General features: G+C 59.0%; 18 protein-coding genes. 10 read left to right on the forward strand and 8 right to left on the reverse strand.

All coding sequences use genetic code 11. From position 1 onward, the window contains the following. Positions 1-18: 18 nt before the first annotated feature. Positions 19-1,008: a glycosyltransferase gene (locus AC24GY_RS06945; protein ID WP_487681475.1), complete on the forward strand. Its 990-nt coding sequence runs from the start codon at positions 19-21 to the stop codon at positions 1,006-1,008. 3 nt (positions 1,009-1,011) lie between these two features. Here the strand turns inward: AC24GY_RS06945 and AC24GY_RS06950 are convergent, their stop codons facing one another. Both AC24GY_RS06950 and AC24GY_RS06955 read right to left on the reverse strand, forming a co-directional pair. Beyond that, positions 1,012-2,667 carry a sulfatase-like hydrolase/transferase gene (locus AC24GY_RS06950; RefSeq protein ID WP_487681477.1) on the reverse strand — a complete coding sequence of 552 codons (1,656 nt, stop codon included), beginning with the start codon at positions 2,665-2,667 and terminating at the stop codon, positions 1,012-1,014. Between the two features lie 47 nt (positions 2,668-2,714). After that, positions 2,715-3,038, reverse strand: coding sequence for an ArsR/SmtB family transcription factor (locus AC24GY_RS06955; protein ID WP_422322745.1), 324 nt, complete (start codon positions 3,036-3,038; stop codon positions 2,715-2,717). 157 nt (positions 3,039-3,195) lie between these two features. Here AC24GY_RS06955 and AC24GY_RS06960 point away from each other — a divergent pair, with 157 nt between their 5' ends. Further along, complete coding sequence (locus tag AC24GY_RS06960) at positions 3,196-4,314, forward strand: GTP-binding protein (RefSeq protein WP_487681479.1); 1,119 nt, start codon at positions 3,196-3,198, stop codon at positions 4,312-4,314. An 88-nt stretch (positions 4,315-4,402) separates the two neighbouring features. Further along, positions 4,403-5,725 (forward strand): PQQ-dependent sugar dehydrogenase, encoded by a 1,323-nt coding sequence (locus AC24GY_RS06965; RefSeq protein ID WP_487681481.1) that lies wholly within the window; start codon positions 4,403-4,405, stop codon positions 5,723-5,725. A 17-nt stretch (positions 5,726-5,742) separates the two neighbouring features. Here the strand turns inward: AC24GY_RS06965 and AC24GY_RS06970 are convergent, their stop codons facing one another. Further along, positions 5,743-6,288 (reverse strand): tetratricopeptide repeat protein, encoded by a 546-nt coding sequence (locus AC24GY_RS06970; RefSeq protein ID WP_487681483.1) that lies wholly within the window; start codon positions 6,286-6,288, stop codon positions 5,743-5,745. Positions 6,289-6,423: 135 nt separating this feature from the next. Between AC24GY_RS06970 and AC24GY_RS06975 the strand changes: the two genes are divergently transcribed. From AC24GY_RS06975 to AC24GY_RS06985, 3 genes are all read left to right on the forward strand, one after another. Continuing rightward, positions 6,424-7,062 carry a hypothetical protein gene (locus tag AC24GY_RS06975; protein ID WP_487681485.1) on the forward strand — a complete coding sequence of 213 codons (639 nt, stop codon included), beginning with the start codon at positions 6,424-6,426 and terminating at the stop codon, positions 7,060-7,062. Positions 7,063-7,143: 81 nt separating this feature from the next. Further along, positions 7,144-8,097, forward strand: coding sequence for an anion permease (locus tag AC24GY_RS06980; RefSeq protein ID WP_487681487.1), 954 nt, complete (start codon positions 7,144-7,146; stop codon positions 8,095-8,097). A 43-nt stretch (positions 8,098-8,140) separates the two neighbouring features. Next, a complete protein-coding gene (locus AC24GY_RS06985) occupies positions 8,141-9,067 on the forward strand; it encodes a sulfurtransferase (RefSeq protein ID WP_487681489.1) in 927 nt (308 codons plus the stop codon). A gap of 55 nt (positions 9,068-9,122) precedes the next feature. Here AC24GY_RS06985 and AC24GY_RS06990 read toward each other — a convergent pair whose 3' ends face one another. The 3 genes from AC24GY_RS06990 to AC24GY_RS07000 all read right to left on the reverse strand — a co-directional run bounded on the left by AC24GY_RS06990 (position 9,123) and on the right by AC24GY_RS07000 (position 12,389). After that, positions 9,123-9,593 carry a molybdopterin-dependent oxidoreductase gene (locus AC24GY_RS06990; protein ID WP_487681491.1) on the reverse strand — a complete coding sequence of 157 codons (471 nt, stop codon included), beginning with the start codon at positions 9,591-9,593 and terminating at the stop codon, positions 9,123-9,125. 12 nt (positions 9,594-9,605) lie between these two features. Continuing rightward, positions 9,606-11,570 (reverse strand): TonB-dependent receptor plug domain-containing protein, encoded by a 1,965-nt coding sequence (locus AC24GY_RS06995; protein ID WP_487681492.1) that lies wholly within the window; start codon positions 11,568-11,570, stop codon positions 9,606-9,608. A gap of 126 nt (positions 11,571-11,696) precedes the next feature. Then, entirely contained in the window at positions 11,697-12,389 is a 693-nt protein-coding gene (locus AC24GY_RS07000; RefSeq protein WP_422322726.1) for a type 1 glutamine amidotransferase, read from the reverse strand. A 124-nt stretch (positions 12,390-12,513) separates the two neighbouring features. On the opposite strand from AC24GY_RS07000, the gene AC24GY_RS07005 reads away from it, so the two are divergent. After that, positions 12,514-13,575, forward strand: a complete 1,062-nt coding sequence (locus AC24GY_RS07005) for an XRE family transcriptional regulator (protein ID WP_487681495.1) — start codon at positions 12,514-12,516, stop codon at positions 13,573-13,575. Here AC24GY_RS07005 and AC24GY_RS07010 read toward each other — a convergent pair. Beyond that, positions 13,565-14,497 (reverse strand): hypothetical protein, encoded by a 933-nt coding sequence (locus tag AC24GY_RS07010; RefSeq protein WP_487681497.1) that lies wholly within the window; start codon positions 14,495-14,497, stop codon positions 13,565-13,567. The two genes, AC24GY_RS07005 and AC24GY_RS07010, sit on opposite strands and share 11 nt — an antisense overlap. A gap of 206 nt (positions 14,498-14,703) precedes the next feature. Here AC24GY_RS07010 and AC24GY_RS07015 point away from each other — a divergent pair, with 206 nt between their 5' ends. The 3 genes from AC24GY_RS07015 to AC24GY_RS07025 all read left to right on the forward strand — a co-directional run bounded on the left by AC24GY_RS07015 (position 14,704) and on the right by AC24GY_RS07025 (position 16,995). After that, positions 14,704-15,051 (forward strand): P-II family nitrogen regulator, encoded by a 348-nt coding sequence (locus tag AC24GY_RS07015; RefSeq protein ID WP_184344828.1) that lies wholly within the window; start codon positions 14,704-14,706, stop codon positions 15,049-15,051. 188 nt (positions 15,052-15,239) lie between these two features. Continuing rightward, the gene (locus AC24GY_RS07020; RefSeq protein WP_422322719.1) at positions 15,240-15,869 is read left to right on the forward strand and encodes a DUF47 domain-containing protein; all 630 of its coding nucleotides are present in this window, start codon (positions 15,240-15,242) and stop codon (positions 15,867-15,869) included. Between the two features lie 13 nt (positions 15,870-15,882). Continuing rightward, positions 15,883-16,995 (forward strand): inorganic phosphate transporter, encoded by a 1,113-nt coding sequence (locus AC24GY_RS07025; RefSeq protein WP_422322717.1) that lies wholly within the window; start codon positions 15,883-15,885, stop codon positions 16,993-16,995. Here the strand turns inward: AC24GY_RS07025 and bioA are convergent. Further along, entirely contained in the window at positions 16,967-18,241 is a 1,275-nt protein-coding gene (bioA, locus tag AC24GY_RS07030; protein ID WP_487681500.1) for an adenosylmethionine--8-amino-7-oxononanoate transaminase, read from the reverse strand. The two genes, AC24GY_RS07025 and bioA, sit on opposite strands and share 29 nt — an antisense overlap. Between the last annotated feature and the right edge of the window lie 158 nt (positions 18,242-18,399).

Consider the following 18,399-nt stretch of genomic DNA (forward strand, 5'->3'; position numbering starts at 1 on the left):
ACGGCTCGTTCACACTCCATGCAACCCGACGTCTCACTCATCATTCCCGTCTTCAACAACGAGCTGTATTTGGATGAATCCTTGACGGCGGCGTGTGCGCAGGGGGAGCTGTCGGTGGAGATCATCGTCATCGATGATGGCTCCACGGACGGGTCGCTGAGGAAGATCAAAGCCCACGCGGAGCGTGATCCAAGGATCGTCGTGATCGAGCAGGCCAACCAGGGTGTCTCCGCGGCGCGGAATGCCGGGCTGGACCGTGCGTCGGGCAAATGGCTGGCCTTTCTTGATGGGGATGACTGGATTGCCCCCGGCTCTTTGACGGCCTGGCATCAGCAGGCTGAGCGGGGAGATCTGGACTGCCTATTGTGCAACGGTTTCAGTTTCAGGACCGATCCGCAGGTGCTCCTGAATTCTCAGCCGCCAGCCATTCTCAGCCGGCAGCCCTGGGATTCTATCTTGAGCGGATCCGACTGGCTGGTGCAGGGTGTCATACAGCGCGAATGGCCCCATTATGTGTGGCTGCAGTTTTGCCGACGCAGCGTGATCGAAGCGGCGAAGATGCGGTTCAGGCGTGACATGATCCATGAAGACATCCCTTGGACGGTGCAGCTAGCGCTGGCCGTCAAACGCATGGGGTTTTCGCAGCCGCCGCGCTATGGCTACCGGAGCAATCCAAGCTCGCTGACACAGTCACGCGATGCAGCCAAAGTGCATCATCGCATCGCCAGCTATCTCAAAGTCGCGGCGCTGCTGAAGGATTTTGCCAAGGGGCAGCCGCCAGCACTGCGCGGGGCCTTGCATAACCAGATCATGCGTGAGATGGGGCACTTCCTTGGCAAGATGCGCAAGGGGAACGTCTCACGCGCTGACCGAAGCCAGTTTGCGGCTGAGTTCCTGGCCGCAGGCTTTGCCGGGACCATGTTCAAAGGCTGTTCCAATTACCGTGAGCTGGCGGCCACCTTCAAAGCCTGGTACATGTGCCAGATCTGGAAGCGGCAAAGGGCTTAGCGGCTACTTCTTGCCGCCCTTGATGAACTCGTCACGGCTCAGTGTGCCGTTGCCGTCGGTGTCGAATTTGGGGAAGCGTTTGGGCGCTTCGTCGGGGTCGGGCTGGTTGAGCAGAAACTCATCCTTGGTGAGCTGGCCGTCTTTGTCCTTGTCGCGTTGGTCAAACATCTTGCCACGATCCTGTGCGGGCTTTTTGGGTGCAGTCTCCGGCTTGCTGGAGATCTGCGGTTTGGCCTCGGGATGCTGGGAGAGAATCTGGCGGAGCACCGCGACGACGGCAGGCTGCTCGGCGGCGAGGTTCTTCGTCTCGGCAGGATCAGCCTCGTAGTCGTACAATTCGAGGATGGCGGTCTCGGGCGCAGCGCCGGGCTTCTTCCATTCGATGAGGCGATGGCGCTGGGTGCGGATGGCGCGGCCGATCAAGCCGCCTCCACGTGGATAGACATGAATGGCATGGTCACGCACGGTGGTGGCAGGATCTTTGAGCACGCTGGCAAAGCTGCGGCCATCACCCTGGGGCGGGGCGGGGAGCTGAGCGAGTTCGGCCAGCGTGGGGTAGATGTCGCAGGATTCGATGAGCGCCTGCGTGCGTGCCGACTGGATGCCGGGAGCGGCGACGATGACGGGAATGCGCGCCGCCTGCTCGTAGTTCGTGTGCTTGCACCATATGCCGTGGTCGCCGAGATGCCAGCCGTGATCACCCCAGAAGACGATGATCGTGTTGCTGGCCAGGCCGCTTGCGTCGAGGGCATCGAGCACTTTGCCCAGCTGCGCGTCCATGTAGCTCGTGGCGGCATGGTAGCCGTGGATGAGGTGAATGGCCTGCTCCTGCGTGAGCGGGCCTTGCTCCGGCATGTCCCGGTACTGGCGCAGTTCTCCCCAGGTTGATGGCGCGAATTCGGGCGCGCCTGCGGGGGCGGTTTGCAGAGCAGGCAGTTTGAAGGAAGCGGGATCGTAGAGATCCCAGTATTTCTTCGGCGCCACAAAGGGAAGATGAGGTTTCAAAAAGCCGACTGCCAGGAAAAACGGCTCGTCAGGTTTCTGCTTCGCGGCATCGAGACGCTTCACGGCTTCGTCGGCGATCATGCCGTCGCCGTAGCGGTTGTCAGGCACATCGGCGGACTCCGTGGGTGCGCCGCGGGGCAGCTTCCAGGCCTCCGTCTTGTTTTCAAACAGCGCCTGCTCGCGCGTGGACTCCGGCGGGTTGTTTTCCTTCAGCGCGTAGCTGATCGTCTTCGGCGTGAAGTGCGGCACGCTCCATGAAGCAACGTCGTTCACATTTCCATGACCCACGTGGAAGATCTTGCCCAGACCTTCCGCCCGGTAACCGTTGTTCATGAAGTGCTGCGGCAGCGTCACGGCATTCGGCGCGGCTTTGCGGAAGTTTGTGGCCAGTTCATAAATTCCCAGCGTCTGCGAACGCAATCCCGTCAGCAGCGCATTGCGCGACGGCGAGCACACCGCCTGATTGCAGTACGCTTTTTCAAACAGCACCCCGCGCGCGGCCAGACGGTCGATGTTGGGTGATTTCACCAAAGTGTCGCCATAGCAGCCGAGCAGCGGCTTCAAGTCATCGACGCAGATGAGCAGGACGTTGGGTTTTGCGGCGGCGAAAAGCGAGGTGCTGCCAAGGAGCAGAAGTGTGAGAGCGCGGAGCATGGATGGTGAGAACGCCAACAGGTTCCCATGCTTTCGTCGAATCGCGCCTATTCCGGCAGCTTGTCGAAATGAAACTGGCAGCAGCCCAAGTCGAGGGTGTTGGAGTTTTTCGCGAGTTTTTCGCTGAACGCTTCCGCGAGCGCATAGATGCGCTGCTGCCCCTGCTTCTCGACTTCGAGCAGCCCGGCCTCCTTGAGCACCCGCAGGTGTTTGGAGACGTTGTACGGCGTGACGTTCAGAGTTTCACACAGCTCGGTGACCGGCTTCGCACCACCGATGAGGAGGCGCACCAGACGGAGACGTGTCGGCTCTCCCAGCGCGCGCATGGCGGTGAGGCAGTCGAATGAACGTGTCACGGTGCGTGATGGCATGCCGAGATGTTTAGCAGATCGCCCTGTACCCGCAAGAATGCCGAAGCACACCGGGTGAAATAATAATTGCCAAGAGGTGCAAGTAAGATAAGACGCACCGCCGTTTATTGCATTCTTGCCGCCGCTGGCAGAGGCGACCAATTTTCCAAACAATCCCATGTCCACCAAAGCACGTTACATCATGATCGGCGGTTTCCTCGGCGCCGGGAAAACGACCACTGTCGGCCGTCTGGCCAAACATCTCAGCGATCAGGGACTCCGCGTCGGCCTCATCACCAACGATCAGGCCGGTGGTTTGGTGGACACCAAGCTGCTGCGTGGTCAGGGCTATGCGACGGAGGAGATCGCGGGAGGATGTTTCTGCTGCCGTTTCAACACGCTTGTCGATGCGGCGAGCAAGCTGGCGAATGAAGCGAAGCCGGATGTGTTCATCGCCGAGCCCGTGGGAAGTTGCACGGATCTGGTGGCCACTGTGACGTATCCACTGCGCCGCATGTATGGCGATGCCTTCACTGTCGCTCCTCTTAGTGTGTTGGTGGATCCCATTCGTGCTCGCCGTGTGTTTGGTCTGGATCAAGGTGGCACCTTCTCCGGCAAGGTGGCTTACATCTTCAAGAAGCAGCTCGAAGAAGCGGACATCATTGTCATCAGCAAAAGTGATCTCATTGAGGACGCGCAGCGTGAGGAACTGCGTGTGGTGCTGGCGAAGGAGTTTCCGCTGGCGAAGATCGTGACCGCCTCACCACGGCAGGAGACGGGGCTGGATGAACTGTTTGCGAGTTTGATGACGGACGAGCAGGCGCGGCGCAATCCGATGGCGGTTGATTACGAAGTGTATGCGGATGGCGAGGCGCTGCTGGGCTGGCTGAATGCCACGGTCACGCTGAAGGCGGATGACGAGTTTGATGCCAACACTTTCCTCAAACAGCTCGCCAGGATCGTGCAGGCGCGTCTCCAGCAGAATGGTGCCGAGATCGCGCATTTTAAAATGACTTTCAGTCCCGATGACGGCATCGCGGGAGAACTGGCCAGCATCAATCTGGTTCGCAGCGACTATGTGGCCGAACTCGGCATGGAGCTGGACGAGCCGACCACGGGCGGGCAGTTGATCGTGAACCTGCGTGCCGAAGCTGACCCCGCGTCGCTGATGGCAGCGGTGAAGGATGGGATGGATGAAACGACGCTGAATTTCTTCGGCCTGAAGGCCACGCTGGATCATGAAGAACATTTCCGCCCCGGCAAACCCACACCGACTCATCGAGATGGGGAAGTGTGATGGAAACCACGGGCGGCTGCTGTTGATTGGTTGGAGAATGTGACGGCAGTTTGATTGCCGGGGTTCGTTTGTACATGTGATGAAAACCATGTCTCCGCTCTCCACCATCGCATTGCTCGCCGTTTGCGCTGTCACCGCTCCGCTGGTTGCGCAAACGAAGAAGCCGAAGGCCCCGCCGCCACCCATTGTCATGGTGAAGACGGACTACGAACTGGTGGACGCTTTTCCGGGTTTGAAGTTCGAAATGCCGCTGGGCATCGTCAGTGCACCGGGGGACAAGAAGCGGATTTTCGTCGTCGAGAAAACCGGGCGGGTGCAGGTCATTGCCGGGCTCGATACGGACAGGCCGGAGAAGAAGCTGTTTCTCGATCTCACACAAATTCCGGAGGCCACGCTGGTGACCGAGGGCGAGTGCGGAATGCTGGGACTCGCCTTCCCGCCGGACCATGCGCAGAGCGGGCGCTGCTTTGTTTATTACAGCCTGAAAATCGGTGGCGTGCTGCACCAGCGGCTGTCGCGGTTTCATGTGTTTCCGAATGACTCCAACCGCTTGGACAACAGCACCGAGCAGCCGCTCTTCACGCAGAAGGATGAAGCGAGCAATCACAACGGCGGAGATCTCCACTTCGGCCCGGACGGGTATCTCTATGTGAGTGTGGGCGATGGCGGTGCTGGGGATGACAAGTTTGACAATGCCCGCTTCATCAACAAAGGCTTTCACGCGGCGATTCTGCGCATCGATGTGGACAAGAATGCTGGCAGCCTGCGGCCGAATCCGCATCCTGCCATCTCGCTCGACACGAATGGCGCGGCCTTTTACGCAGTGCCTGCGGACAATCCCTTCATCGGTCGCAGCAGCCACCACGGCGAAAGCATTGATCCCAAAACGGTGCGCACTGAAATTTGGGCCACGGGGCTGCGCAATCCCTGGCGCATTTCCTTTGACGGTCCCACCGGCCGCCTGTTCTGCGGTGATGTAGGCCAGAATCTCTATGAAGAGATCGACATCATCATCCGCGGTGGTGACTACGGCTGGAGCTACCGCGAGGCGCTGCACCCCTTCACAAGCGGTCCCGGTAAAGATCAAGAGCCGCCCGGTTTCCAACCCGTCGCGCCCATCTTTGAATACTCCCATCTCGTTGGCCTTTCTGTGACGGGGGGAATCGTGTATCGAGGAAAGAGTTTCCCGCAGCATGGCGGAAAATACTTCTTCGCCGACTACGTCTCAGGCCGTGTCATCGCACTTAAGGATGAGGGCAGGGCCATCTGGGCTGATGAAATCCTCGCCCAAGATCCTGGCATCGCGGGCATCGGTTTTGATCCACGCAATGGCGAGGTGCTGTTTGCCAATCTTGCCTCCGGCCAGATCAAACGTCTTCAGCAGAAGGCCGGTGCTGCTCCGTCCAATTGAAGGCTGTCAGATGCAGGCTAAGGCTTCCAGGCCTTGCTCCAGAGCACGTAGATTTCGTGCATGGCGCGCTGCTCCAGCGGGGTCCATTCGAGGGTGCGTTCCAGCAGGGTTTTGGCGCTGCCGAGGCGGGGGTCTTTTTCCACGGCGAGCTGGTAGTTCTCGATGGCCTTCTGGGTGTCGCCGGTGCCCCAGTAGGCGAGGACGAAGGAGTAGTAGTCATAATGAGCCTGAAAGCCGCTGAGTTTGCTGGAGATCTCAAATTCGCGCACGGCATCGGTGTAGTCGCCAAGATTGAAGTAAGCCCAGCCGGCGCGGTTGTGCATGGGGGCCTTGTCATTGAGAGAGAGCGCTTTTTTCAGATCGGCACGCGCCTCGTCTTTGCGTCCCAGCAGTGTCAGCACATACCCGCGATTGGAATAGGCCTGGGCGTTTTCGGCGTTTTCCGCGATCTGCTTGTTCAGGATTTCCAGCTTGGGCGTGGTCTTCACGGGAACTGGTGCATCTGCGGCAGCGGCGGACAGTGCCAGGGCGAGAAAAAGGAAGGCAAGGCGGGGGTGAGTCATGGGAGGGGCGTGTAAGGGGTGGAATCAAAGAACGTTCGAGATGCCGGGTACATTCCAGCGAACGAATCATGTGGGAGGGAGCGTTCTGGCTGAAGTGGCTGTTGTCATAGTGAATATTCATCTGCACGTATCCCCATGAGCTGGTTCCAACTCGACCCCCCAAGCATCGCCAAACGCGCCCGTGCGACAGGTTCTCCGGTGCCTTCACTCGGGGCTTCGCTCAAACGCGGCATCATTGGGTTCACGGTGGTCAGCGTGGCTGGATTTGTGCCGTGGGCGGTCTTTGGCAATTGGTTCCACAGGCAGGGAGGGGAAGCTGGCATGTATGCAGCCTGTGCGGTGGTGTTCCTCGCTTTGACTTCACCGCTGCTGCATCGTCTGATCATCGGGCCGGGTTCGATGTCGCGATTTTACAAGGTCTTCTGTCCGGCGTTTGCCGCATATTCGGTGGCGTGGATTGTGGGCTGGATGACGCTGCGCGGTCACCTCGGCAGCATCGCGGGTTTGGCCGCAGGTACGATGGTGATGGCCTGCATGCTGGTGGCCGCCTTTGATGCATTGCGGGTGGTGGTCAAAGTCTTCCTGGCGTTGTTCGTGTTGAACTCGATTGGTTATTTCGTCGGCGGCATTTCGGAGGCCGCGTTCATCAAGCAGTATCCGTTGTACGCGAAGCTGAGCTGGGGTGTCTTTTACGGCCTCGGTTTCGGTGCCGGTCTGGGGCTGGCCTTCCACATCTGCCAGGAGCGTGCGCGGAAGCTGCTGGCAGGCGGCTGATGGGGACGATTTTCTGCAGAGTGAATGGTTTTAATTATATATATGCCAATATGCGCAAATAGACGCACATCATTCGCCCGCATGCTTTTCCTCATCACCATCGCTGTTGTCGTCGTGGCTTATGCCAACGGAGCGAATTCCAATTTCAAAGGGGTGGCGTCGTTGTTCGGAAGCGGCTCAACGAGCTACCGAACGGCGGTGATCTGGGCGGCTGTCACCACCGCCGCAGGTTGTGTTGCGGCTATGTACTTGTCTGTGGGACTTCTGAAAACCTTCTCTGGCAAGGGCCTAGTGCCGGAGGCGCTGATCGCGCAGCCATTGTTTTTGTTCGCAGTGTCGGCGGGCGCGGGAGTCACGGGTCTTTTGGCGACCCGCTTTGGTTTCCCAGTCTCGACGACGCACGTGCTTACGGGGACATTGCTGGGAGCGGGATGGATCGCCGGAGAGGTGAATGTGGAGGCTCTCTGGGGGAGCTTTATCAAGCCGCTGCTGCTAAGCCCGGTGCTAGCGGTGATTGTGGGCGCGGTGATTTATCTGGTGCTGAAAATGCTTCGGCTCGCGCCGGATCATCGTACACGCACGCTGGATGCTCTGCACTTTCTGAGTGCGGGTGCCGTGTGTTTTGCGAGGGGCATGAATGACACGCCCAAGATGGCGGCGCTGCTGCTTGGCGTGGGCTGGCTGCATGGCAGCACTGGCATGATCTTGATCGCCGTGGCAATGGCGGCGGGTGGGTTGATCAGCGCGCGGCAGGTCGCTGAGACGCTGGCGCATAAAATCACCGACATGAATCCCGGACAGGGCTTCGCGGCGAATCTCGCCACGGCGCTGCTCGTGACGACGGCCAATGTGAGCGGCCTGCCGGTTTCGACCACGCACGTTTCCGTCGGCGCGCTGCTCGGTATCGGCATCACCACCCGTCAGGCGAAGTGGCATACAGTCATTCCAGTGCTCACAGCGTGGGTCATCACCCTTCCGCTCTCGGCGCTGGTCGCGGCGGTGCTTTTCCTCCTCGGTCGCTTCCTGTTCCCATGATCAACTACGTCTTCACCTTCTAATTTACGCACCCACCAACCACATGAAATCCATCCTCTCATTCGTCACTGTTGCCCTGCTGAGTTCAGCGGCACAGGCCGAGATCGGCCTCATCACATGCGCCGCAGCCAAGGCCTTGATTGAAAACGCTGACGCCTCCAAGCGACCCATCGTGCTCGACACACGCGGCGGCTACAAAGACTACTTCCGCGGCCACCTGCCCACGGCGCACCACATCAATTTCGACACGCTGCGCGGCACGAACGAAGCTGTGCCAGTCCAGTACCTGCCGGATGATCTCACACAGGCGCTGCTCATTCGTGCCGGTGTGGACAAAGACCGCCTGCAACTCATTTATGCCACCGGCGATGTGCTGCCGAACGATGAGATCCTCAGCAGCAGCATGGTTGTTTACGTGCTGGAGAAGTTCGGCGTTCAGAACATCAAGATCGTTGATGGAGGACTCGCGGAGTGGAAGAAGCAGGGCTTTGCGCCGGTTCAGGATTATTTCGGCAATCCCAAGGGAACGCTGCCGGAGAAATGCATCACCACCATCACGGCCAATGTCACTGAGGTGCAGGCACATGTGGGCAAGCCGGGCAACATTCTGGTAGATGCGCGGCCGATCAATGAATTCCGTGGTGAGGACGATGTCTGGCTGCGCAAAGGCCACATTCCCGGTGCGATCAGTTTTCACTGGGCACGCCTGATGGAGAAAGACAACACGCACAAGTTCAAGCCCTTCGCCGAAGTGAAGGCCGAGTTGGAGAAGGCCGGCATCACGCCGGACAAAAACATCATCGCCTACTGCGGCACCTCGCGTGAAGGCAGCCTGCTGCAGTTCTATCTCAAGCATGTGGCGGGTTATCAGAACGTGCGCCTCTACGAAGGGGCATGGAAGGAATACGTCTGGCTCAATGGAAAATCACTTCCTGCTGAGACGGGTGGTGATCCAGCGGGGACGAAGTAATTTTTGGTCAGGTTGAATACAGCGTCGTCGTCTGCGGGTGGCGGCGCTGTATGCTTTAGGGTTTGGCGGCCCGCCGAACCTCGATCTTGATGACTTGACGCACCCAGCGAGCGTGGCGCTTTTCCTTGGCCAGAATGATGCGCAGGGGGCCGATGGCGGCATCAAGGGGCCTGCCGTTTTTTTGATCTGCCAGGATCACCGGGCCTTCGTTGGCAAGCGGGTCAAGTTCAGGCAAGGCATAGACGGCCTGATAGCCGTCCGAGGCGATGACAACGATATATAAAGACAGTGCCGGGCCGCGCAGCTGCTCGCCCATGGGCACACCGGCGCTTTTGAGGATCTGGTATACTGGCACTCCGGTGTACTGCGCTTTTTCTCCCGAGTGCTCCACGACATCAACGGTTTGATGAGGGAGGAGTTCAAGTTCGGCGAGGGAGAGCTTGAGCGGCTTTTCCACCTCGCCGGAAACCTCCAGGGTTTGGGCGGTGAGCTGGGTGGCGAAGAAGAGGAGCAGAAGCAGACGCATGAAGAAGTGGGATTAGAATTTGATCTGCACGTTGGCGAACAGGGTCCGTCCGGCGAGATAGTAGCCTTCCGTGAGGGCGTAGTTGCGGTCGCAGAGGTTGTTGGCCCCAAGGCTCAGCGTGGTCTGGCCGGGGAGTCGGATGGCGATCTTGAGATTGAGCAGCGCATAAGCACCGACACCCTGCCCCGTGGTGAGCGACCAGCGGGAGCTGTTGTATTCGGCACTAGGAATGATGCTGAGCCATTCGACGGGGCGGATATCGGCCCAGCTGAACAGGGAATGACGTGGCGTATCAATGAGCTTCACATTCGGCTGGCTGATGTTTTTGCGGTCGAGGTAGGTGTAGTTGGTGCCGAACTCGATGGCGCTGTGCGGCTTGTAAGTGAAACCAAGCTCGGTGCCGAGATTGCGTGATTTGCCGATGTTTTGAAGCTGGAAGACTCCGGGTGTCACGTTGTCCACACGCTGGATGGTGTTATCAACAGTGGTGGCAAAGAGGCTGGCGTGGATGGAAAGTTTTTTGGTGAGATCGCCGTCGTAGCCGATGTCGTAATGGATCGCGTGTTCCGGCTGCAGGTTGGCATTGGGTATGGCAGCGCCGAGGCGGTAGGAGTAGCGGTCCTTGATGGTGGGGAAGCGGCTCTTGCGGGCGATGGTGGCGTGGAAGGTGCCATGCTCGGGCAGCTTGTAGAACAGGCCGATCTGAGGATTGAGGGCGGAGAAGGTCTTGCCGCCGAGTGCGGCACCGGTGTTGGTGTCCACGGCTTCGATGACGCTGCGGCGGTCATAACTGCCGCCGACTGTGGTACTGAAGCGGCTGGTGAACTGATGAGTGTCTTCGAGCCCGAGGGAATAGGTGGTGTCTTCAAAGGTGTAGTAGGGCGCTCCAGCGTTGTGTTCTTTGTGACGATCAAACTTGCCGTGCAGCGCGGCCTTCAGCGTGTTTTTGGTGCTCAGTTTTGTGCCGAATTCCACGCTGCCGCCGAGCGTGTAATCATTGTAGTAGCTTTGGAATCCTGCAGGCGGGTTCTGCGTGTTGTAACTGGCGTTGTTGTAGGCAAAGAGCGAGTTGATGAACTGGTCAAAGTACAGACGCTCTTTGATGTAGGTGTTCTCGGTGAGCTGGGTGTGGCCGATGAAGTAGATCGTCTGCTTGTCCCACTGCGGCCACTGCCAGAAACGACGTGGCTGCTGGGCGGCTGGCAGGGTGCCGGCATAGACGGGATTTCCCTTCTCACCGCGCTGGAAAATGTAACCGAGGGCGTATTCGTCCGTCTTGTTTGGCATGTAACCGAGCTTGGCGCTGATGCGCCAGTCCTGACGGTAGGCATTCTTACGCGAGCCGCCGTTCTCATTGGGAGTCGGCACAAAGTCCTTCGACATGGGGTAGCTGTGCACGCTGAGGAAGGAGCCGCCGAGCTGCAAATACCAGTGTTCGCTGCGGAAGCCGGCGTTCAAGGCGGACTGATAGCCGCCCTGCTGCATCCAGCCGCCGAGGAGATCGCCTTCGAAGGACTTCTCCGGCTTGCGTGTGACGATGTTGATGGCTCCGCCAAGGGTGTTGGCGCCGTAGGTGGCGGAACTGAAACCTTTGGAAACACGGATGCCTGCGACGTCTGCCGTGGTGAAGCGCGCCAGATCGACGTAGCCGTCATAGGGAACATAAACAGGAATGCCGTCGATGAAGACGGGCGTCTGGCGCAGGTCGAAGCCGCGCACATAGACACCGGATTCGTTGCGCGGTCCGTTGCTGTTGGTGACGACGCCGGGGCTGAGGCGCAGCGCGTCAGAAAGATCATTGCGCTCGAATTTGCGGATACTCCCCGCGCTGATGCGGCTGGCCATCGTGTCCGCCCCCGTTTCGGCGTTTGCAGTGATCACCACTTCGCCAAGTTCGAAAGCTTCAGGCTCTGCGGCATGCTGAGTCGAAACAAGGAGGACTGAAAAAATGAGCGGGAAGAGGGTGTGCTGAGACATGATAATGTCATAAACATGACATCATCATGTCACAAGCCAAAAACACAGACTCTGTATGCGGACGATTCATGAGTTTGATGAAAACCAATCCGCAATGATGGGGCTGTTGGAAGGCCTCGGGCGGTGTCAACCAACGGGGCGGAGGAGATAGCCGAGCACCTCACCCATCAATGCATTGATGCGGTCATACGCAGCAGGCTCCGCAGCACGAAGCGCGGCTTCGGATTGAACGAACGTGTCCTCGATCAATTCGTCCCTACAGTTTGTGATGATGGCGTCTGCGCTTGTGGGCGTGGTCTCCAGATGAAACTGGAGGCCCATGACGTTTGAGCCGATTTGAAATGCCTGATTCTCACACGCGGCGCTGCTGGCCAGCCTGATGGCATGATCCGGAAGATCGAAGGTTTCTCCGTGCCAGTGGAACACTCTTGTTGTGTGCGGGAATTGAAACGTGGGTTCAGGACTTGGGACTGCCGTAATGTCAAACCAACCGATCTCGCGCCGCCTGCCTGCATAAACGCGTGCCCCGAGTGCGCTGGCGATGAGTTGTGCACCGAGGCAGATGCCGAGCACGGGAATGCCTCGCTGGATGGCGTAGCGGATGAACTGCTTTTCATTCACCAGCCAGGGCAGCTCGGCTTCGTCGTTCACACTCATGGGCCCGCCCATGGCGATGACGAAGTCCACAGTGGCAATGTCCGGCAGGCTGCGCGACTCGAAAAAGCGGGTGCAGGTGATTCGCGAGCCGCTTGCCAGCAGCCATGGCTCCATGCTGCCAAGCCCTTCAAACGGGACATGCTGAAGAATGTGGACGTTCATGCGGGTTTTTACGCGAAGTTCGCGCTGCTGCAAAATCAGAGTTCTGAAGTTGGATGGTGCAAATATGAAGCGGGTCTCATGCTGGTTTGACTGTGCTGCTATTCCACCGCACTTTGACAGCATCATGTCACGAGCCCAATCTCAGCAGCATCCTGTGGCGGCGCGGCGCAAAGCTCTCGGCTGGTCGCAGGATGACCTGTCACTGCGGGCAGGGGTCCCGCGCAGTTCAGTCAGCGCGATCGAGGCCGGGCGGCTGACACCTTCCGTGACTGCGGCACTGGCCGTGGCGCAGGCGCTGGAATGCAGCGTGGAAGAGCTGTTTGGTCCGGGTGACAAGAAAGCGGAGACGGAGTGGTCATGGGCCTGGAGGCCGCAGGCGGATTCGGGTCGCTATTGGGAGGCCGAGGTCGGAGGTTGCAAGTGGCTGTATCCGGTGGAGACGTTGCCGGGCAGCACGTGGGCGCACGATGGCCTCTGCCGTGAGAAGGTGCTGCATGAACGCAGCGACTGGGAACCCAAGCAGACACTTGTGCTGGCAGGCTGTGATCCGGCGGCGGGGCTGCTTGCGGCAGAGTATGCGGCGGCATCGGGGTTTCGGCTGCTGGCTTTTCCACGCGGCGGGGGGGCTGCACTGGAACTATTGCAACAGGGACTGGTGCATGTGGCGGCGCTGCACCGCTCCACTGTGGAGCAGCCGGACCGCAATGCGGAGACGGTGCGCGAGAAACTTGGCGGCGGCTACCGTTTACTCCGCAGTGCGGACTGGGAGGAGGGTATAGCCCTGCCTGCGCAGGATCACACGCGGAGCATCGCGGCCTGCGCCCGGCAGGTGCGCCACTGGGCCATGCGTGAGCCAGGCTCGGCGGCGCGTGAGTGCCTGGATGAACTGCTGGGGAAGCCGCATGCTTCAAAGCGCATCCTGCTGAGCCACCAAGCTGTGGTGGAGGCCGTGCGTGGTGGCTGGGCGGAGGCAGGGGTGTGTGTGAGGCTCTGCGCCGAGGATGCCGGGCTGCGCTTTCTGTCCGTGCGCAATGAATCGCTCGATCTATGTTTCTCGGCCTCCATGGAGCGCGATCCGCGCATTCAGGCGCTGATTCGCCTGCTACGGAGCCGGGCGCACCGTAGGCTGATTGATGAACTGCCGGGGTATGACGCGAGCCATACTGGCGATTTAATCACGGTTTGACGGCTTCGGGAGCTGCGGCAGTCGGCTTCATGGAGACCAGGCGGGTGGTGACCTGCTGGTGCACGGGCATGGGCTTGCCCTCCACTTTGAGCTGAATCGCGGCGGAAAAGACTGCCAGGGAGATGGTTTTACGTTCCAGATCATAGAAGACGTGTCCGTTGACCTTGGAATTGTCCCCGAAGGTCACGGAGCGCTCGGTGTCGAGTTCGCGGCCAGTGCTGTCTTTGTCGGGTTTGGATTTCATGGTGCCTTCGAAGGCGATCTGGGCCTGACGGCGACCTTCGCGGTCAACGACGCCGTCGAATTTGGCGTTCAGCTTCACCTGAACCGTGCCGGCCTGGGGGAAGGGGACGAGCTCGTCGGAGATCCACTTGTCACCCGGGCGGACGGGGATTTTGGGCAGGCCCATTTCCAGCGAGCGGCGATAGAGCGTGGCCAGCTGACGGGCGGTGGCGATGGAGTTCAAGTCGGGTTCGACGTCACCTGTGACCATGGAGCCGATGTCTTTGGCATCGACGAAATTGTCCTTGGCATCATAGACGAGGGTGAAGCCTTTGCCTGCAGTCCCGCCGAGAGTTTGCTGCAGCTGGGGGCTGGATGAGCCGGGGTTTCTGGAATCAAAGACATAGCTTTTGCCTTCGAAGGTCATTTCTCCCAGAAGGGCTGCGATGAGCACTTTGGCTTCGGTCTGGTCTGCGGGCGTCTTGCTGACAGTGATGGAAGTGATCTGATGAAGGCGCATTTTCTGGTCGGTGGTTTTGCCGAGAGCCGTCAGAAAATTGGTCGTGTCGGTGTCTGATTCCTGGATGTAGGTCACACCGGGTTCCCAGTGCAGCTTCAGCTCCACAGGAGAATCCTGGGCGGGATAAGAGAGGGGAAGGCAGAGAAAAGAAGTGGCCAGAAGCGCAGCGGTGCGGAGCATGGCCCGAGGTAAGCGAAAGACCGTGGGTTTGCAATACGGCTCTCCTCTAAGAGCTGGTGGTTTCTGGCATGGGGAGGAAATCAATTGGGAAGTTGGCACGGTTTCGGCTTTAACCTATTTTCGCAAAAGATTGGGCCAGGAAATTTCATCTTCCCAAGGTTCTGATCGTTGCAATTCGTGAACCACACTACTAATTGCCGTTAACCATGAAAAAAGTCGAAGCGATCATCAAGCCGTTCAAACTGGAGGATGTCAAAGAAGCCCTCTCCGAAGTCGGAGTCGAAGGCATGACTGTTGTTGAGGTCAAGGGATTTGGCCGCCAAAAGGGCCACACCGAGATCTACCGTGGCAGTGAATACACCGTCGATTTCCTCCCGAAGGTAAAGATTGAGGTCGTCGTTGACGACAGCCGTGCTGACGCAGTGGTTGATGCCATCGTCAAGGCGGCAAACACGGGTAAAATCGGCGACGGCAAAGTCTTCGTCAGCGCCGTGCTTGACGCCATCCGCATTCGTACCGGCGAGCGTGGTGCCGATGCTGTTTCCAGCAGCTAGTTTTCCACCCCCCAAAACTGCCAATCATACATAGAACCCATCTGCGGCGTGCCGTTGGTGGGTTTTTTGTTGCCTTGGTTCAAGCAGCATTGTGACAGTTTCGTCACATAGTGGTGGTCTGGTTGCCTTGACAGCACCCATGCTGCTCGCTCTAAATGGCGGCCCCGTCCCACTGACGGGTTCTCCCAATGATTTCATTCCAAAAGATTTTCGGCAAATCGGATGTGTTTTACGATCTGCTCGAATCCAGCGCCAGTCACGCCCGGCAGAGCGTCCAGTCCCTGCACAAGCTGCTTTCAGACCCAGCCGCACCTCAGAATCTCGATGCCTTCATCGCCGCGCGCCGCGAGGACAAGAAGATCACGCAGCAGATCGACGAGGCCCTGTGCAAAACTTTTGTCACCGAGCTTGAGCGTGAGGACATCGAGTCGCTGGCCAATGCGCTGTACAAGATTCCCAAGACGGTCGAAAAAATCGCCGAGCGCCTCCTGATATGCTCGGAGCGCCTGGTTGGAGTGGATTTTTCCCGTCAGGTCAAACTGATGGACGCTGCCGCTGAGATCGTCCTCACCATGGTGGTCGAGCTGCGCAAAAAGATGCATCTCGAACGCGTGAAGGTTTTGAACGACAAGATCCAGCAGGTCGAGGGGGATGCGGACAAGCTCATGATCGAGTGCCTGCGGACGCTCTATACGGCCGAGAAAGACGCGGTGCTGGTCGTCATCCTCAAAGATCTCTACGACCTGATGGAAAAGGTCGTGGATCGCTGCCGTGACGCGGGCAACGTCGTGGCCCACATTGTCTTGAAGAACTCCTGACCGCCCGCCGCGCATGACCCTCGTTCTTACCGTGGTGCTGGTGGCGTTGATCTTTGAGTATATCAACGGTTTCCATGACACCGCCAATTCCATCGCGACCGTGGTGTCCACGAAGGTGCTCACGCCGCGCATGGCGATCGTCCTGGCCGCTGTGACGAACCTGGTGGGTGCGTTGTTTGGTACGGCGGTGGCTAAGACCATCTCCTCGGGGCTGGTGGATTCGGCATTTGTCACCACGCAGACCATCATTTGTGCGCTGCTGGGAGGCATCATCTGGAACCTGATCACCTGGTGGTTTGGCATGCCCTCGAGTTCGAGCCATGCTTTGGTCGGCGGGCTTACCGGGGCAACACTGGCGACAGCAAGCGGCAACTGGTCAGTGCTTATCTGGTCCAAGGCACCTGCAGCCGGGAAGCCATGGTTCGAAGGCGGAGGCCTGCTCTACAAGGTCGTGGTGCCGATGATCAGTTCACCGATTGCCGGACTGTTGCTCGGGTTCCTGGTGATGTCGTTTCTCTATCTGCTGATCTCGACCTTGAACCACCTGTTTGGTGTTCTCAAACCGCACATGGTCAGCGGCGTTTTTGGCAAGCTGCAGATCTTTAGTGCGGGCTTCATGGGTTTCAGCCATGGCTCGAACGACGCGCAGAAAACGATGGGCATCATCGCCCTGGCCTTGCTCGCTGGAACGAAGTCCGGGGATCTGGCCCAGATACCCGACTGGCTCGGCTTTTTGCGCATCGAGTCGCTGGGGGAGAAGAGCGATCAGATTCCCGCCTGGATCAAGGTGGCCTGTGCCCTGACCATGGCTGCCGGGACAGCTGCCGGGGGCTGGCGCATCATCAAGACGCTGGGGCACAAGCTGGTCAAACTGCAGCCCGTGCATGGTTTTGCGGCTGAGACGACCGCCGCCACCGTGCTGCTCACAGCGGCACATTTTGGCATGCCGGTTTCTACGACGCATGCCATCACGACCAGCATCATGGGGGTCGGTACGGCAAAGCGGTTAAACGCGATCAAGTGGAACGTGGTCACGCGGATTATCTGGGCCTGGGTGCTCACCATTCCGGCCACCGGGCTGATGGGTTATTTGCTCTTTAAGCTGTTCGGCACTCCGGTGTCGTGACTTCATCCAAGGCGGACCTCAGTGCACCCACCATGCGCTGGATTTCATCGAGCGTGATGCAGAGCGGCGGCATCAGGACGATGGTGTTGCCGATGGGGCGTGTTAGCAGGCCGTGTTTGCGGGCGGCGAGGCAGACTTTGGAGCCCAGGCTCAGATCGGGTGAGCCGATGGTCATCGCTGCGATCATGCCGCACTGGCGGTAGCCGGGAAGATCTGCCATGAGCGCGCCTAAACGGGCAATTTTGTCAGGCAGTTGCTCAAGCACGTGTTCGTCACGGAACACCTGCAAACTGGCGAGTGCAGCGGCGCAGCCGAGCTGGCTGCCGGCGAAGCTGTGACCGTAGAAGAAAGTGCGACCTTCGTGTGGCTCGCCCAAGAAGCCTTCAAAGACACGTTCCGTGGTCAGAGTGACGGCCAGGGGGAGGTAGCCACCGCTGAGCCCCTTCGCGAGGCAGAGGAAATCCGGCACGACGCCTTCATGCTCACAGGCAAACATTTTCCCCGTGCGGCCGAAGCCGGTCATCACTTCGTCGAGGACTAAAAATACATCCTTTTCGGCGCACCACTCATCCAGCTTTCTCAGCATGCCCTGCGGCCAGAGGCGCATGCCTGCGGCACCTTGAATGAGAGGTTCGATGATCACGGCGGCGATTCGGTTGCGGTCATCGAGGGGCAGGGAGTCCAGAGAGTCCAGACTGGGGACGGTGATAACACGGTAGCCAAAGTCGTTGCCGCTGCCTTTGAAGAGAGGGATACCACCCAGGCTGGCGGCACCGAGGGTGTCGCCATGGTAGGCACGGTCAAAGGCGATGAGGGTGTCACGCTCCGGCCTCCCGTTCTGCTTCCAGTACTGCAAGGCCATGCGCACGGCAGACTCGATGGCGGTGGAGCCGTTGTCGGTGAAAAAGGCGCGGTTGATTTTGCTGCCGGGCAGCAGATCGACGAGTTCCTTGGCCAGCCGGATCGCGGGTTCATGGGTAAAGCCAAGAAAGGAGGTATGGGCCACTTTGCCCAGTTGCTCAATAATGGCGGCATTGATGACCGGATGGGTGTGACCATGGGCGTTCGTCCAGATGGAGGCGTTGCCGTCGAGGTACTCATTGCCAAACTGGTCACGCAGGGTGCAGCCATGTCCTGCCACCAGCATCAGCGGAGTATGCTCCGGCGCACACCACTGCCGCATGGGGGTGAAAGGGTGCCAGAGATGTTGTTGATCGAGGCTGGTCAGGTCGGGAAGATGTGGCATGGGGTTTGCTTTCTTTTTATCTTACAATCCTTTCTTCATGAACTGGCGTTGTTAATTTTTGATTAAAGACTGCCCATGCCATGGCTGATCACAAAATGCAGGCAAGCAAATAGCATCAGGCACAGAGCCACCGTGCAAAAAACTGGCACCGAATGAAG

Source organism: Prosthecobacter sp. Pr1, assembly GCF_057652315.1.

Bases quoted from the DNA above. Each gene is read 5' to 3' on its own strand.
- AC24GY_RS06945 (WP_487681475.1), top strand. From the start codon at position 19: ATGCAACCCGACGTCTCACTCATCATTCCCGTCTTCAACAACGAGCTG.
- AC24GY_RS06950 (WP_487681477.1), bottom strand. From the start codon at position 2,667: ATGCTCCGCGCTCTCACACTTCTGCTCCTTGGCAGCACCTCGCTTTTC.
- AC24GY_RS06955 (WP_422322745.1), bottom strand. From the start codon at position 3,038: ATGCCATCACGCACCGTGACACGTTCATTCGACTGCCTCACCGCCATG.
- AC24GY_RS06960 (WP_487681479.1), top strand. From the start codon at position 3,196: ATGTCCACCAAAGCACGTTACATCATGATCGGCGGTTTCCTCGGCGCC.
- AC24GY_RS06965 (WP_487681481.1), top strand. From the start codon at position 4,403: ATGTCTCCGCTCTCCACCATCGCATTGCTCGCCGTTTGCGCTGTCACC.
- AC24GY_RS06970 (WP_487681483.1), bottom strand. From the start codon at position 6,288: ATGACTCACCCCCGCCTTGCCTTCCTTTTTCTCGCCCTGGCACTGTCC.
- AC24GY_RS06975 (WP_487681485.1), top strand. From the start codon at position 6,424: ATGAGCTGGTTCCAACTCGACCCCCCAAGCATCGCCAAACGCGCCCGT.
- AC24GY_RS06980 (WP_487681487.1), top strand. From the start codon at position 7,144: ATGCTTTTCCTCATCACCATCGCTGTTGTCGTCGTGGCTTATGCCAAC.
- AC24GY_RS06985 (WP_487681489.1), top strand. From the start codon at position 8,141: ATGAAATCCATCCTCTCATTCGTCACTGTTGCCCTGCTGAGTTCAGCG.
- AC24GY_RS06990 (WP_487681491.1), bottom strand. From the start codon at position 9,593: ATGCGTCTGCTTCTGCTCCTCTTCTTCGCCACCCAGCTCACCGCCCAA.
- AC24GY_RS06995 (WP_487681492.1), bottom strand. From the start codon at position 11,570: ATGTCTCAGCACACCCTCTTCCCGCTCATTTTTTCAGTCCTCCTTGTT.
- AC24GY_RS07000 (WP_422322726.1), bottom strand. From the start codon at position 12,389: ATGAACGTCCACATTCTTCAGCATGTCCCGTTTGAAGGGCTTGGCAGC.
- AC24GY_RS07005 (WP_487681495.1), top strand. From the start codon at position 12,514: ATGTCACGAGCCCAATCTCAGCAGCATCCTGTGGCGGCGCGGCGCAAA.
- AC24GY_RS07010 (WP_487681497.1), bottom strand. From the start codon at position 14,497: ATGCTCCGCACCGCTGCGCTTCTGGCCACTTCTTTTCTCTGCCTTCCC.
- AC24GY_RS07015 (WP_184344828.1), top strand. From the start codon at position 14,704: ATGAAAAAAGTCGAAGCGATCATCAAGCCGTTCAAACTGGAGGATGTC.
- AC24GY_RS07020 (WP_422322719.1), top strand. From the start codon at position 15,240: ATGATTTCATTCCAAAAGATTTTCGGCAAATCGGATGTGTTTTACGAT.
- AC24GY_RS07025 (WP_422322717.1), top strand. From the start codon at position 15,883: ATGACCCTCGTTCTTACCGTGGTGCTGGTGGCGTTGATCTTTGAGTAT.
- bioA (WP_487681500.1), bottom strand. From the start codon at position 18,241: ATGCCACATCTTCCCGACCTGACCAGCCTCGATCAACAACATCTCTGG.